Genomic DNA, 14,357 nt, shown 5'->3' on the forward strand with positions numbered 1-14,357 from the left:
ACTGTTACTCTCCTGTTTGGGGCGAGACGATCGCATCGGCGCGCGATGCGCATTCGGCGACCAACTCAATGTTGGGCGCGTCCACGGTGCGCACCCAGTGGGCGGCATCTGCGCGACATTTTCCGAATGCTTCGTGGCGGGTGACGAGGCGTCGCATGACAGCGTTTGTCGGCGTATCAATGTGGACGAGGAAATCAATGTGCCCGCGAGCCTCGCGCCACCCCGGTTCGTCGAATGCTAGGTAGTTGCCTTCGGTGATGACGATGCCCTCAGTTGGAATCAGGATGGACGCTGCGACAGGTTCGTGCAGGCCACGGTTGTAGTCGGGAGCAAAAACGGGGTGCTCGCTCGCTTGAATGCGTGCCAGCAGGGTCTCGTACCCCCAGATGTCAAACGTGTCGGGAGCGCCCTTGCGGTCGTGGCGCTCCAAGTCGTCCAGCACGGCATTCGACATGTGGAAGCCATCCATCGGCGCGATGCCGGCCACCGCAACATCGGCAGTTTCAAGGATTTCTGCGACGAGGGCTGCAACGGTGGTCTTCCCGGTTCCGGGAGGGCCGGTCAGACCGAGGACACGAATGTTTTCTCCGTTTGCCAGCCGGTGAAGGACAAGGTCAACGACCTGTTGAGCGACGGACAGCGACGCGGACGCGCGTTCACCGTAGATGGCGTAGGGTGCAGATCCGCTGATGGAGCCAGCGGGTTGATTGCCTGCGGTGTCAGTGTGTGTGCTCATGCTCGAAACCTCATCGTTCTAGGGCGGAGCGGAAACGGTAAATGAAAGAGCCGGCTGCGACGCGCGCAACCGGCTCGATGAAATCAGGCGTTTGCCGTGATCGTCGGCAGTGTCGACCAGGGGAAGTTGATCCACTTGTCGGTTTCTGCCCAGATGTAGTCGGGGGTGATGATCGAGCGTGATTTCTTGTAGATGCAGACGCTGCGCGCGTCAACCTTCACTTGGTTTTCACCGTTGAGGGACAGGCCGTCTTCGGCGATCATGTCCATGACCATCTTGAGGGTCTTGCCGGAGTCTGCGACGTCGTCAACGATCAGGACTCGCTTGCCTTCCATCGCGGAAATATCCATGAGCGGAGGAAGCAGAACCGGTGCTTCGAGGGTTTCGCCAACGCCGGTGTAGAACTCGACGTTCATGGTGCCACATGCCTTGACGTCCATTGCGTAGGAGATGGCACCCGCGGGGATCAGGCCACCGCGCGCGATGGCGACGATCAGTTCGGGGATCCAGCCGGAGTCAACAATCTGCTGAGTGAGTTCACGGCTTGCAACGCCGAAACCTTCCCACGTGAGGACCTCGCGATCTGCAACGTCGGGAACGTCCGTGGACTGAGCAGTGGTGGTGTTCGGCTGATCCGTCATGTCACTCCTGGGTAGTGGCTTTATGGTGGTCGGCTATGGGTGGGCCGTCCAAATAAACCAAATAAAGAACTTAGGGACAAGAGTAGTACTCCGCGCGCGGTGGGTGATACCGAAATTGGGTGCGGAAGTGATGGTCTCGTCACTGTTCGTGTTCAGTTGCGCAACTTCGTGCGCGTGGGGGACGAGGCCGCGCTCGATTGCTCAGCCTGCCAGCGTGCTACCGGCGCGTTTTTGGGTGGCCTCAGGCGCGTTTGATGCGCCCAAGTTCTTTGAGGTAGGCGGTGCCGGGGTTACGTGGATGCCCTTTATATGTCCAGGTCAGAATGCGTTCGACGTCGAAGTGTCGCGCGCAGTATCCGCAGGCAGTGACGCGACGCGGCGGTCGGTAGAGCTTGCGTTGTGCTCCGCATTTGGGGCAGGTTCCGACCCAGGGTTCGTCCGGGGAAGGCAGATGCGAGGGGAGTCGTGCGTCATCGGGTGCGCCCAGACCGCGAGCAACCTTCCGCCAGGTTGCATCGTGGTGATGGTCTGGGCCGACAAGGGCGTGCGCGATTTCGTGGAGGATGACGCCACGAACGGTGTCCTGATCATAGAGATCGGTGAGCGGTCCGGACAGAGTGATCGTCTTCGCCCGGTAGACGCAGGATCCTGCTCGGCGCTTTGCTGTGTCGAATTTGAATGTCCAGTCACCCAGTTCGGCGGCGTCCATCAGTATGCGCGCTTCTTTTCGTGCGATTCGTCGATCCATTTCAGATCGTCTCAATCAGGCCGAGGACGCGTTTCGCCGACACCTTGTTGGGCGTGCCCAGCTGTTGGGCGAAGAAGGAGACGCGCAGTTCTTCAATCAACCACCGCACGTGCGAGATCGTTGTAGCCGACTTCGCGTTGTAAGGGCGCGCGCGAACGCTCTCTTCGGCTTCGTCCAAAGCGTCGAGGATGTCGTGGATCCGGTCCATATCCTCCAGATCGCGATCGAGTGCTCTGGGGGACGAGGCTGCGCGTTCAATACGCATCGCCCCGGCTCTCAAATAGCGCGCCAGGTGAGGCATCGCCGATAGGGGCGTATCACAAACAAAACCCGGATACATCAGAGAATCAACGTGATCTTGAACGTCAGCAACTGTTTCGCGCATGGATTCTTCCGTGTGAGAGCGGATCGCGGACTCAACAGCGCCGTGGGCTTCCATGGCTCGTACAACGTAGCCGAGAATCTCGTAGACCCTGTCCTCGTGCAGGTTTCGTGCGCGATTGGCAAGGTCTTCGAATGAGGCTGCGTCTCGAATCGCCCCGGGGCCGGCCTGGCCTGACAATTCATCGACTAGCGAGAGGGCGGAAGCCAACTGGGCGTCCGCAATCAGCGCAGCGGTATCCGGGTAGGGCGATGCGGCAAGCATCAGAGCTTGGCGTCCCGTCCAACGTGTCGTCACTCGAGTCTGTTGCAAGCGAACTCGGCGAGCCAACAGGCGTGCAAGGCCCTCGCGGTGATGGCGGTCAGCGTCATTCGAATTCGCCATGAGTCTTACGCCAGCGCTCGGATCTGTGGCGCTACCTTGAGCGACAAGCGCGGGGAAGCCACGCAGTGTCATCACCTGGGTACCTTGCGAGCTGGATGTTTGACCAGGAGAGTCAATCGACCGGGGAAGCGGGTCAGCTGGGAAATCTGTCAGCCCATCAACGTGCAGGTGAGTAGCAACCTCGGGGGAACCATCGGAATCTGAATGCGCATGACCAGCGTTGGTCTTCGCTTCGCTGAAGCCCGCACGCGAACTATCATTGCGCGAACGGGGGTGGCCTCGTCGATTGGAGCGATCCTGTGTGGCGTCGAGAAGAGCCTCGGCGACAGCGCCTCGCACCGCGTCACGAATCGCATTGTCTGCTGACGCTGCCAACGTGCGTTGCAGGTATGTGAGGTCGGTGCCCGAACCGAGTTCAGCGCCGTGCGAATCAACAACGCTGAATGTCATCCGCAGATGCGCGGGTAGGTTGCCGTGAGCGTGCGCAAGGTGAGAATCGCTCAGATCGACTCCGCGCAGAATCCTAACTGCGGTGCGGAAAGCCTCGCTGAATGAGGGGCGTTCTCTTGACCAATCAATCACCGCCGACCGTGGTGGGGTCGCGGGTGTCTTTTCAGCCTGAGGTTCTGGCATCGGCGCAGGCTTCTTTCCACGATCATTCTGCTTCGCATTCCCCGTCGTGGCACCCCAGCGAGCAAGACGATCCATCGCTGCCGTCAGGCTCATCGGATCGACCTCCGTAGAAGCCTCGTCACCGTTCTTGGACGACGTGGCTACGCCGGAATGTTGTGAAGCGACGCCGGACTCGGCTTCGGTCAAGGTTCCCGCGAGCGCGCGCTCCATCCATGCTCCGGCCTGAGCGCCGACCTCGGGCGCGGGAGCAAGTAGACGACGCTGAGCTTTCGGCAGAGCGCGAATCGACTCAGTAATGAGCTCGATCAGCATGCCGGGAACCAACCAGTCCGTGCCAACATCATTGACGCGTTGCAGGACCTCGATCGGGATCGTCATCGTGACGCCGTCGCGCGCACTGCCGGGCGTGAACGCATACGATAGATCAAGCTTCAGACCGTTCGATTCCCAGGTATCGGGGAAACCGTCAGCATCTTGGCCGATCCCTCGCGGAAGAAGCAGGGCAGAAGTATATGTCAGAAGGTCAGGATGCTTTTGGCGCGTGTGTTTCCACCAGCGATTGAAGTGCCCGGCAGACACAATATCGTCGGGAAGCAGGTCGTCGAAGAACGCGAAACGCGCGTCCTCGTCAGCAACCAAACCGTGGGTGCGCGAGCGTCGTTCGACTTCGCGCGCCTGCTCCAGTAGCTCATCGTTCGTCTTTTGGAAGCGGTGGCGTTCGCGCCATTCGCCGTTCACCAACGCGTGGCGGATGAACATTTCGCGGGCGAGTATCCGCGCCGTCAGTGCAGTGTCAGCGGTCGACGAGGCCGGGATCTCCACCTCATTGATCGGTGGGGTGGTGCCCGACGAAGATGCCTTATTCGACTGCTCGGGCGTTTCATTGCTGGGAGCCAATTTCGCAGAGTCGTCACCATCGCTGGATGTATCGAAGCTGGTCGACGGCAGATTGAGAGCATCAGCCAACGCCATCGCAAGGAAGTCACGGCCAACAGAGCCGATCTCGGTACGAGAACGACGATCCGACGCAGGTACGCCCAGCAGACCCTGAGCGATTCCGGCCAAGGAACCTGCCGTGACCACCCGAGACGAGCGTGAATCTGAACCCGCGTCAATCACCTGGTCACCCAAACGCCCCAGCAAGACAGGACGGTCTGCAACCAAAGTCAACCCGTAGAGAAGGACCTTTTCCTTCACCATTGCCGCACCCTTGGCGCTCGACCAGAAAGGCTCGGAATAAACGCGCTTCAACAGTGGGCGAGCCACCGGCTCAATCCACACCGGATCAATCCGCGCAACAGTGCGAGCAAAGAGGCGACTGGTTTCAACCAATTCAGCGGTCATCACCCACGCAGGATGTGATCGCGCTAAACCTGAACCCGGCCAAATCGTGAAGTGAGTACCGCGAGCACCCTGATAATCGCGTTTTGCCTGATCCCACGAACCTAAGTTCGACAGGAAACCAACAAGCAGTGATCGGTGAATCTGATCGGCATCCACACTGCGCGAACCATCCGTGAAGGCCACAACCGCACGCGCTGGCGCATCAGTCAAACCGCCCACTTCCGCCGCATGAACAACATCGCTAGACGACGGAATATCAATCGGATGCACATCCAACCCGAGCGGACGCGCCATCTGCTGCAACTGAACAACAACGTCACGCCACTCGCTAAAACGCAAGTAGTGCAGGAACTCTGCCCGACACATGCGACGGAACGCCGCACCCGATAGATCCCTCTGCTGGACTGCCAAGTAGCGCCACAAATTCAAGTAGGTGACGAAGTCAGACTTGGGATCCGCCAAGCGAGCATGAGCAGCATCGGCAGCCGCCTGATGTTCAGCGGGGCGCTCGCGGACATCCTGAATTGAAAGTGCTGCCACGATGACAAGGACTTCGGAAGCACAGCCGTTGACGTCGGCTTCTAGAAGAATTCGCCCCAGCCTAGGATCAATCGGCAACCGCGCCAAATCACGACCAATTGCAGTCAAGCGGTATCCAAAGGAACGCCTTGAACCTACGCCACCAGCACTGTCTGAAGCCGCGCCCTTCGTGCTCAATGGCGAAGACATGTGCGTGGCCTTGTCATCTTCTACGAGAGCGCCAATTTCCACCAGAGTCGCGATGCCATCGCGAACCGCGCGATGCTCGGGCGGGTCGAGAAAGGGGAAGTCGGCAATTGAACCGAGGCCCAGCGCCGCCATCTGCAGGATGACCGACGCGAGCGAGGTGCGCAGGATTTCCGGTTCGGTGAAGCGAGGACGATTCTCGTAGTCACGCTGCGAAAAGAGGCGGATTGCGATGCCATCAGCGACGCGACCACAGCGTCCAGCCCTCTGATTAGCGCTGGCCTGCGACACCGCTTCAATCGGCAGTCGCTGCACCTTCGTCCGGTTGGAATAGCGAGAAATACGCGCAAAACCAGGGTCGATGACATAGCGAATGCCCGGGACAGTCAGCGAAGTTTCCGCAACATTGGTTGCCAGAACAACGCGACGCAGTCGGTGGTTCTCGAACACGCGATGCTGCTCGGCAGCACTCAGGCGCGCGAACAGCGGAACGATTTCAATATCCGTCGGGCGAGCCTTCGCAGTCTCACCCGCTTTTACCCCGCGCGGACCCAGATGGTCAAGTAGTGCCTGTTCGGTATCGCGGATGTCGCGTTCGCCCGGCAGGAAAACAAGGATGTCCCCGTCGCCCTCACCCGCAAGTTCGTCAACGGCGTGACAGATCGCGGTCTCAACATCAATGTCCTCGCCGAGCCCGTACCCGAGCGACGGCAGATCATCGTCAGGGTCTTCCAAGACCAGCTGTTCTGCGCCTAGGTTCAGATTATCGTCTTCCATCGACGAGGCGTCGCCCGCTTTCTGGTCAGTGCCCGGCGTGGACGACGAGTAGTGCGTCATCACGTCAGCGGTGAGGGGGCGATAGCGGATTTCGACGGGGAAGGTGCGACCCGAGACTTCAATAACAGGTGCCGCCTGCTTCAACGTCCCACGACCGGGCAGACCATCCCACACACCGAAGTGCTCAGCGAAACGCTTCGAGTCGATCGTCGCCGAGGTGATGATAACTTTCAAGTCCGGGCGCGCCGGAAGCAGGCGAGCCAGATAGCCCAAGATGAAGTCAATGTTCAGGCTGCGTTCGTGGGCCTCGTCAATAATCAGTGTGTCGTAGCGACGAAGCAACGGATCGGACTGGATTTCTGCCAGCAGAATGCCGTCGGTCATCAGTTTGACTAGGGTGGTGGGCCCGACCTCGTCCGTGAAACGCACCTGATAGCCGACAACCTGGCCTGGTTCGCGTCCAACTTTTTGCCCGAGTTCTTCAGCGATGCGGTCAGCGACCGAACGCGCTGCGATACGCCTGGGTTGAGTGTGTCCGATCATTCCGGAGACGCCACGACCCAGCTGCATACAGATCTTCGGGAGTTGCGTGGTCTTACCCGAACCCGTTTCACCAGAAACAATAACAACCTGGTGGTCACGTATCGCCTGAGCGATTTCGTCGCGGCGAGCACTGACCGGCAGGTCAGGGAAAGATACGACGGGGATTGCGGCTGTGCGCGCGGCCAGCTGTTCGGGAGTGAATGGCTTAAACGTGTGCGCGTGTTCGCGTTGAGGACTGCGCCTACGACGAGGATTGTGGTGTGGCTGGGTAGCAGAGTGTCCGTTGCGCTCGGGGGAATCTATGGGAGTACGAGGCTCCTGCCCGACGCGACTTTTACGCTGCTGTCCCTTGCGCGCAGTGCCCTTTTTTGACGTGCCAGAATTCTGCGGGCGCGTTCCACCGCCACGGCGACCGCGCTGAGGCGACCCCGATTCATTGGAAGGCACTGGTTTTTCTGGCACCCGCCTAGTCTAACGAGGCACGTTCACACGTGCGGAGCGAGAACAGTGCGCGTGTGGATAAGTGCCACGACCAATAGCTACTTGTGGATAAGTAGCCTCGTATTCACGCCCTGCACCGAGGACTGTCATGCCGTTCGGATCCATCCGTAGCGAAATGGGAGATCCGTCAATGGTGCTGATCATTGAACAGCCGGCGAGTTTTGCTCCCTTGTGGCACAGGTTTGTTCGAACCGTGTTCTGTTCGATCTGTTCTGCGTCCTGACCCGGCATGCCACATACGTTGAAGCAACCGTTTTGGAGCCCGTACATCAGCCTGTCGGAAATATTGGGGGCAGCGGCGCATCATTCTTTGTCGATGCGGCATCGAAGACCCTGTCATTCTTCCCGCAAAGATGCGAGTGTGAAGCATTGTGGGCAAGATTGAGTTATGCACGCACTTTTCGCTGGTCTGACGACGCTTGACGTCATCCATGCCCTCGACCACGAGCCAAATATTGCCACCAAAACAACCTCCACGGATCATGTGATGGCGGCGGGCGGTCCGGCAACGAATGCTGCGGTTACCCTTTCCGCCCTTGAGAAAGCCGCGGGGTACGCTAGGGAGGCGGCCTCGTCGATCAGTCTGTTGAGCGCCATCGGTGAGGGGATGATTGCCAGCGCGATCAGCGCGGACCTCGCCAGCGCCGGCGTGCATCTGCTGGACGCGACCAGTGCGGATTCAGTGCAGAAGACGCCCGCGATTTCCTCCATAGTTGAGCACCCGGGTGGCAGGATGGTCGCTTCCACCAATGCGCGGATCGACATCGACGTGCACGAGGCCGCCCATCTGCTCGACTCTGTACTGGTCCAGGGCGGAGCTCCGGACGTTGTCCTTATTGACGGCCACAATCCTGCGATTGCCGACTGCGTGTTGCGGGTGGGGACGTTGGGGGAGCCCGGTCCTGATGAGGATCCTTTCGTGCACCTAGAAGCCAAGCCGTCGCATCAGCGGATCCTTGATGGTGGGTCGTGGAAGCCGTGGCTCACCCCGCTGTTGGGGTTCGTTGATATTGCGGTGGTGTCTGCTGACTTCTGTCCGCCGTTGCTGAATGAGCCGACCGGACCCGAGGTTGCCAGCTTCCTCGCCGGTTTCGGAATTACGCGGACGATCCGCACGCGAGGATGCGAATCGGTGCAGTGGTATTGGGATGGGCGAGAAGGTGAAACCGAGGTTGATCAGGTGGATGCCATCTCAACCCTGGGTGCGGGCGACGTTTTCCACGGTGCGTTCGCATGGGCGGTGGGCAGACTGCACGTAGCTGATGTGCCAATACCCAAGGACCCGAGTGATTTGATTCGTTTTGCGTCGCGTATCGCCGGGTTCTCGACGACGAAGTTTGGTACACGTTCGTGGTGCGAGGCGCCGGAAGTGGTGACCGCGGTCGAGGAGTTCCTCGGCTCGTTTGCCTAAGATATGGTCAAATCCTCGCGTTAGGTGTGGCTAAATCCTCGCGTAACCTATGGCTAAATCCTCGCACTCTGATACATATTTCCATATGGAAACCGCAGTAGTTCGCCATTTGCGTCCTGTGTTGGATGAGGTTTTAAACGAGGCTCCCATCACGGTTATTCAGGGTGCGCGCTAGGCGGAAGTTGATTGCATTGTTGAGTTAGCCGACGGTTCCGTTATCGCGATTGAAGTGAAAAGTTCGTCATCACTCAAGGAGGATTCTTGGCGCAACATGGATATTCTGCGACGGAAACTTGGTGAGCGTTTTCTTGCGGGCATCGTTCTCTATTCGGGAAGGCAAGCGCAAGCAGTTGGGGATCGGATGTACGTTCTTCCCCTTCGTGCTTTGTGGGCTCGTGCTTAAAGTCAGTGTTCGTGGCCTCGTCTGCTAGTGCACGAGGCCGGTGTTGTTTGGGTGGGCGATAAACTGTCGATGCCGGATTTTTCGGTGTTAACTCAACGGGGTCCAGACACGCCGACCTCGCTACGTGCAGTCGCGCTAGCGACGAACTACGGGCACCCACCGGGTCGCCCATTCGAGCGATGGAGCATCCAGGGCCTCGACCTTTTCACCCATGCCAAATGATGCATCAGAGACGATTTCGACGCGCGAGCCGTCGGGTAGCAGGTGGAACACGTTCTGCGTGGCGGCAAGCAGACCGAACTCGGCGTCGACGCTGTCGTGGATCACCAAGGTCGGCTGTTCCAAGCCGGCCAGAAGCTTGTCCGAATCGGTCAGCGACAAGTCGATCAGCGTCTGCTTCGAGATTGTGAACTGTCGGCGGATCGAAGGTGAGTCGTCAGCGATCGTGGTCGCGCCGATCTCTTCCAAGTCGCGCAACTGGTCGTCAGAGAAAATCTGTGTCCAATCGACCGACATAGGACCAAGCGATGGTGAGGACAAAACGTAGGCGAGCACATTGACCGGCCGAGCTGCTAGCGCCACCGTCGCGCCGAATGAATGCGCATGAATGAGTTGGCGAGCAAACCCCTGGTCGGCAAGCCAACCAGACGCTGCACGCAGGTCCTCAACCTCAGCGTCCAAGGTAATAATTTCGTCGCCGGACTCACCGTGACCCGAATAATCGAACTCGAGCGTGGCGTAGCCTGCCGCGCGGTAGAGACGAGCAAGACGATCGAAGTGTTCAGCCGAGTGACGATCAGCGAGGAACGAATGCGAGAAGAGAACCGCTGCGTCACCAGTGTCAACGGGGTTAATGAACGTCCCCGCCAGCGAAACGCCACGAGGGGTCAGGATTCGGATCTCACTCACGAACTCCAACGTAGTGGGAATGGAACAATCAAGCGACCCCAATCCCGCTAGGTGTACGTTTGTGAACTTCTCAATCTTGATCGTTGATTGGATTGTTCTGCCTGTAGGGTTGAAGTAATCAGATCGCGCCGGTTTTCGCCGAGCGTCACGACAAACAGGAGTTTTCATGGGAACCAGGTTTGGATTGCTTCTTGGTCTTGGAGCCGGCTACGTGCTGGGCACGAAAGCTGGTCGTGAACAGTACGAGAAGATCCGCGTCGGCGCATCGAAGCTCCGCCGATTCCCGGTCGTCGCAAAGCCCCTCGATGCAGCGGGCGAAAAAGTGTCGGACATTGTCCGCGAGCAGGGTGAGCGCGTCACCGACAAGGTTGCTGACGTCGTAAAAGAGCGACTCTTCGGTGCTTCGGCAACTCAAAGTCAGCCGGCTCCCGTCGTCGACGATGACATCGAAATTCAAGTCGTCGGTCGCGAAAATAGCTGATTCTTATTCGTTTCTACCTTCGTGAACGAATAGTGACAGAACGTCACGGAGTCGTTGAATGACTAACACGTATCCCACTCCGCAGCGTCCGAAGAACGTTTCGAAAGCGCAGATCAAGCGCTGGCGTCGCCACCTTGCTGACGAACGCATGGAAGCGCGCACCTATCGGTCCCTCGCAGAACGCCGTACCGGCTCTGAACGCGAGGTTCTTCTGAAGCTTGCCGAAGCTGAACGCAGGCACGAGGAATACTGGCTGTCCCTGCTAGGAGATAAAGCGCTTCCGGCGCCTCGTCCGCGCCTTCGTACTCGCCTTGGCGCATGGCTTGCGCACATGTTCGGCACCATTTTTATTCTGGCGATGGCCCAGCGCGCCGAACAGCGCACCACCTACGACGCCGACGATGATGCGACGGCTCAAATGGCCGCTGACGAGCACATTCACGGCGAAGTGATCCGTGGGCTCACTGCTCGCTCCCGTGAAACTCTGGCCGGAACCTTCCGCGCCGCAGTCTTCGGAGCAAACGACGGCTTGGTTTCGAACCTTGCCCTGGTGCTGGGTGTGGCCGCAACCGGAATGGAACCGCACCTCGTCCTCGCGACCGGCGTTGCTGGTCTGCTGGCCGGCGCGCTCTCCATGGCAGCCGGTGAATGGGTGTCCGTCACCAGCCAACGTGAACTGCTCGACGCATCGATCCCCGATCCCGAAGCACACCAAGCTGTCCCGGACCTCGACGTTGACGCGAACGAACTGGAACTCGTGTTCCGTGCTCGTGGCGAAAGTCCCGAAGAAGCGCGTGCTCACGCCATAAAGGTATTCACCCAGGTCGCCCGCCCCGCCGGCTCAGAGTCCGGTGTCATCGCGGTGCGTGCCGCACTCGAAGGCGAGCTACCAGCTCACGCTGGCGCCACCGAACAGGTTGGTACGCCGTGGCATGCGGCGGCCTCGTCCTTCTTCTTCTTCGCGATCGGCGCTTTCTTCCCCCTGATTCCCTACCTCTTCGCGCTCTCCGGTCTGACAGCAATCGCCATCGCCGCCGCGATCGTCGGTGTCGCTCTGCTCTGCACCGGCGGAGTCGTCGGTATCCTCTCTGGTCAATCGCCCGCCCCTCGCGCAATTCGCCAGCTGGCAATCGGCTACGGTGCTGCGATTATCACCTACCTGCTGGGCCTAGCATTCGGCACCGCGGTCGCCTAGTACGCGCAATAGACGATGCCCCGCAGGAAACCAGACGCCTTCCACAGCGGACCACCAACCAGCACGTCCGCGTCTCACAATGCACCTCAGTATGCGCCGTCTGGTGAACATGTACGCCACGGAAAGCCAAGATAGTCCACAATGTCCGTGTGCTTGAAGCCCTCAACCATGCGTTACCGGATCTGTTTCGCGCCATCGACCTGATTGGCGTGTTGCTGAATGGCATCATCGGTGGTCGACTGGCACGCATGAAGCGCTTTGATGCCGTCGGTTTTGCGGTCCTCGCGATCATGTCGGCGCTCGCGGGTGGCATGCTCCGCGATGTTCTGCTCCAGGTGGGGCCTCCGGTTGCTTTAACTGACCCCTTTTATTTGGGGACGGCACTGCTGGGTGCAGGTATCGCGATGCTCTGGAAGCTGGACTCGCGTCCGTGGCGTACTGCCCTGCTGGTCGCCGATGGCACCGTGCTTGGGTGTTGGGCAGCAACCGGCGCGTTGAAGACTCTCGACGCGGGGTTTGACGTTCTTCCCGCGATCATGCTGGGCATCATCACCGCAGTTGGTGGCGGTGCAATCCGTGATATTTCAGCCGGAAACGTCCCCCAAGTTTTTGGCGGGAACAACCTGTACGCGACGCCGGCGTTCGCGTCTGCTGTGATTACGGTGATCTTCTGGAAGTACGATCTGCCGATCATCGGAATGCTCGCCGCAACGATCGTCGGCATGGGCTTCACTGTTTTATCCCACTGGCGTAAGTGGCAGCTTCCCCAAGCGGGGGACTGGACGCTGACGGTCACGTCGTCGCAGTTGCGACGCCTGATGTCACCGGCAGCAAAGAAAGCTCTAGCAACGGCAGTTCTTGAGGAACAGGCTCAAAAGGCGAATGAAACTCACGAACAGTCGACGGGATCTTCAGATTCTTCAGGGAACAATCCCAGCTCTAATTCAACGAAAGGCGCATGAAAACCATGAGCTCACCGGCAACGACCGCCCCTAAAGCGGGCGGCGAAGCAACGATGCCCGTATCGGGGCCTCGTAAGACATTCAAAACACGCCACCTGTCGATGATGGCGCTGGGTAGCGCGATCGGCGCCGGCTTTTTCCTCGGTACCGGCGTCGCGGTCTCGGAAGCGGGCCCGGCCGTCCTGGTGTCTTACGTTCTTGCGGCACTGATTGCCGTGTCGGTGATGTTCGCACTGTCGGAGTTGGCAAGCTCCCTGCCGTCGACCGGTTCCTTCTCCACCTATGCCGAGGTCGGTATTGGCCGCTGGGCAGGTTTCACGTCCGGTTGGTTGTACTGGGCGATGCTGGTGATGGTGCTGGGTCTCGAAATTACGGGTGCGGCAGCGATTTTCGTCAGCTGGTTCCCGTCGGTTCCGCAGTGGGTTGTGGCTCTGGCAGTCGTTGTTGTGCTGGGTGGCGCGAACCTGATGGCCGCGCGCGACTTCGGTGAAGTTGAAGCGTGGCTTGCCGGCATCAAAGTCCTGGCAATCATTGTCTTCCTGCTGATCGGTATCGGTTTGGTGACGGGAATCGTCCCCGGTCGCACCGAGTCAATCGGTCAGACGATTCTGGGCCACGGCGGTTTTGCGCCGACGGGTCTGGCGGGTATCGCGGTCGCGCTTCTTGCGATTATCACGTCATTCGGCGGTATTGAGATCGTGACGATCGCTGCCGGCGAAGCCGAGAACGCGAAGGTCGCAATCTCCGCCGCAATTCGTTCGGTGATCAGCCGAATCCTGATCTTCTACGTCGGTTCGGTCATCCTGTTGATCTGCCTGTTGCGCTGGGACTCGAAGGAAATGTCAACCAGCCCGTTCGCCGCGGTGCTGAACATGGCGGGTATTCCCGCGGTCGGTGTGATTATGGAAGCGGTCGTTTTCGTCGCCCTCGTGTCAGCGTTCTCCGCGAATATCTACGCCTCGAGCCGCATCGCCTACTCGCTGTCCGCGCGTGGCATGGGCATGAAGTGGCTGCTTGGTCGAGGTATGTCTTCGTCGAAGATGAACGAGGCCGGTCACGCTTCATCGACCACCTCGGCTACCTTTGTGGCCGATGAGGAAGCGGAGTCGCTTCAGGATCGCGTAGCCACCGAAGGGGCGAGCGGTGACATTGCTGAAGGACGCACTCCTCGTCGAGCCGTCTCGGTCTCTATCTTCTTCGCCCTGGTGTCGGTGGCGTTGAACTGGTTGCTCCCCGAATCGCTCCTTGGAATTCTGCTGAACTCTGTCGGCATGGTTCTGCTAGTGATCTGGGTTTTCATCTTGGTCGCTCAAATTCGCCTGCACCCCAAGCTCGAAGCTGAAGGATCAATTGCCCTGCGTTCACCGGGCTGGCCCTGGCTACCTCGCCTCGTTATCGCGTCGCTGGTGTTGGTTGCCTGCCTGATGGCATGGAACCCCGAGGCCCGCCAGCAGCTGATCGCAATGAGCGTCCTGACGTTGATCATCATCGCGATCTACTTCATCCGTGAAGCTATGGCACAGCGTTCTGCGAAGTAGTCGATACACGCTGGTCATAGAGATTGAGGCTCCGCCACTGAAA

Annotated in this window: 11 protein-coding genes and 1 pseudogene; 6 read left to right on the top strand and 6 right to left on the bottom strand. The window is 59.3% G+C overall.

Annotated features, from left to right (window positions below):
* Positions 1 to 4 precede the first annotated feature (4 nt).
* The 5 genes from QP109_RS05015 to QP109_RS05035 all read right to left on the bottom strand — a co-directional run bounded on the left by QP109_RS05015 (position 5) and on the right by QP109_RS05035 (position 7,646).
* Positions 5 to 736, bottom strand: coding sequence for a nucleoside/nucleotide kinase family protein (locus tag QP109_RS05015; RefSeq protein WP_285023729.1), 732 nt, complete (start codon positions 734 to 736; stop codon positions 5 to 7).
* An 83-nt stretch (positions 737 to 819) separates the two neighbouring features.
* Positions 820 to 1,377: a phosphoribosyltransferase gene (locus tag QP109_RS05020; protein WP_195224574.1), complete on the bottom strand. Its 558-nt coding sequence runs from the start codon at positions 1,375 to 1,377 to the stop codon at positions 820 to 822.
* Positions 1,378 to 1,618: 241 nt separating this feature from the next.
* A complete protein-coding gene (locus QP109_RS05025; RefSeq protein WP_285023732.1) occupies positions 1,619 to 2,125 on the bottom strand; it encodes a SprT-like domain-containing protein in 507 nt (168 codons plus the stop codon).
* A 1-nt stretch (position 2,126) separates the two neighbouring features.
* Entirely contained in the window at positions 2,127 to 7,376 is a 5,250-nt protein-coding gene (locus QP109_RS05030) for a DUF3418 domain-containing protein (protein ID WP_502929277.1), read from the bottom strand.
* Between the two features lie 9 nt (positions 7,377 to 7,385).
* Positions 7,386 to 7,646: a hypothetical protein gene (locus QP109_RS05035; protein ID WP_285023734.1), complete on the bottom strand. Its 261-nt coding sequence runs from the start codon at positions 7,644 to 7,646 to the stop codon at positions 7,386 to 7,388.
* Positions 7,647 to 7,803: 157 nt separating this feature from the next.
* On the opposite strand from QP109_RS05035, the gene QP109_RS05040 reads away from it, so the two are divergent.
* Both QP109_RS05040 and QP109_RS09410 read left to right on the top strand, forming a co-directional pair.
* Positions 7,804 to 8,826, top strand: a complete 1,023-nt coding sequence (locus tag QP109_RS05040; RefSeq protein ID WP_285023736.1) for a PfkB family carbohydrate kinase — start codon at positions 7,804 to 7,806, stop codon at positions 8,824 to 8,826.
* A gap of 187 nt (positions 8,827 to 9,013) precedes the next feature.
* Positions 9,014 to 9,229: pseudogene (locus QP109_RS09410) on the top strand (DUF4143 domain-containing protein); the annotation flags it as partial.
* 135 nt (positions 9,230 to 9,364) lie between these two features.
* Here the strand turns inward: QP109_RS09410 and QP109_RS05045 are convergent.
* Positions 9,365 to 10,138, bottom strand: coding sequence for an alpha/beta hydrolase (locus QP109_RS05045; protein WP_285023738.1), 774 nt, complete (start codon positions 10,136 to 10,138; stop codon positions 9,365 to 9,367).
* 166 nt (positions 10,139 to 10,304) lie between these two features.
* On the opposite strand from QP109_RS05045, the gene QP109_RS05050 reads away from it, so the two are divergent.
* The 4 genes from QP109_RS05050 (at position 10,305) to QP109_RS05065 (ending at position 14,314) form a co-directional block, all read left to right on the top strand.
* Positions 10,305 to 10,619 (top strand): YtxH domain-containing protein, encoded by a 315-nt coding sequence (locus tag QP109_RS05050; RefSeq protein ID WP_285023740.1) that lies wholly within the window; start codon positions 10,305 to 10,307, stop codon positions 10,617 to 10,619.
* Positions 10,620 to 10,677: 58 nt separating this feature from the next.
* Positions 10,678 to 11,814: a VIT1/CCC1 transporter family protein gene (locus tag QP109_RS05055; RefSeq protein ID WP_270771893.1), complete on the top strand. Its 1,137-nt coding sequence runs from the start codon at positions 10,678 to 10,680 to the stop codon at positions 11,812 to 11,814.
* Between the two features lie 131 nt (positions 11,815 to 11,945).
* Entirely contained in the window at positions 11,946 to 12,776 is an 831-nt protein-coding gene (locus tag QP109_RS05060) for a trimeric intracellular cation channel family protein (RefSeq protein WP_502929278.1), read from the top strand.
* Positions 12,773 to 14,314, top strand: coding sequence for an amino acid permease (locus QP109_RS05065; protein ID WP_423825936.1), 1,542 nt, complete (start codon positions 12,773 to 12,775; stop codon positions 14,312 to 14,314). The genes QP109_RS05060 and QP109_RS05065 overlap by 4 nt, the downstream gene beginning before the upstream one ends.
* Positions 14,315 to 14,357 lie beyond the last annotated feature (43 nt).

Source organism: Pauljensenia sp. UMB9872, from assembly GCF_030212665.1.
Classification (GTDB): domain Bacteria; phylum Actinomycetota; class Actinomycetes; order Actinomycetales; family Actinomycetaceae; genus Pauljensenia; species Pauljensenia turicensis_B.

Bases quoted from the DNA above. Each gene is read 5' to 3' on its own strand.
- QP109_RS05015 (WP_285023729.1), bottom strand. From the start codon at position 736: ATGAGCACACACACTGACACCGCAGGCAATCAACCCGCTGGCTCCATC.
- QP109_RS05020 (WP_195224574.1), bottom strand. From the start codon at position 1,377: ATGACGGATCAGCCGAACACCACCACTGCTCAGTCCACGGACGTTCCC.
- QP109_RS05025 (WP_285023732.1), bottom strand. From the start codon at position 2,125: ATGGATCGACGAATCGCACGAAAAGAAGCGCGCATACTGATGGACGCC.
- QP109_RS05035 (WP_285023734.1), bottom strand. From the start codon at position 7,646: ATGCCGGGTCAGGACGCAGAACAGATCGAACAGAACACGGTTCGAACA.
- QP109_RS05040 (WP_285023736.1), top strand. From the start codon at position 7,804: ATGCACGCACTTTTCGCTGGTCTGACGACGCTTGACGTCATCCATGCC.
- QP109_RS05050 (WP_285023740.1), top strand. From the start codon at position 10,305: ATGGGAACCAGGTTTGGATTGCTTCTTGGTCTTGGAGCCGGCTACGTG.
- QP109_RS05055 (WP_270771893.1), top strand. From the start codon at position 10,678: ATGACTAACACGTATCCCACTCCGCAGCGTCCGAAGAACGTTTCGAAA.
- QP109_RS05065 (WP_423825936.1), top strand. From the start codon at position 12,773: ATGAAAACCATGAGCTCACCGGCAACGACCGCCCCTAAAGCGGGCGGC.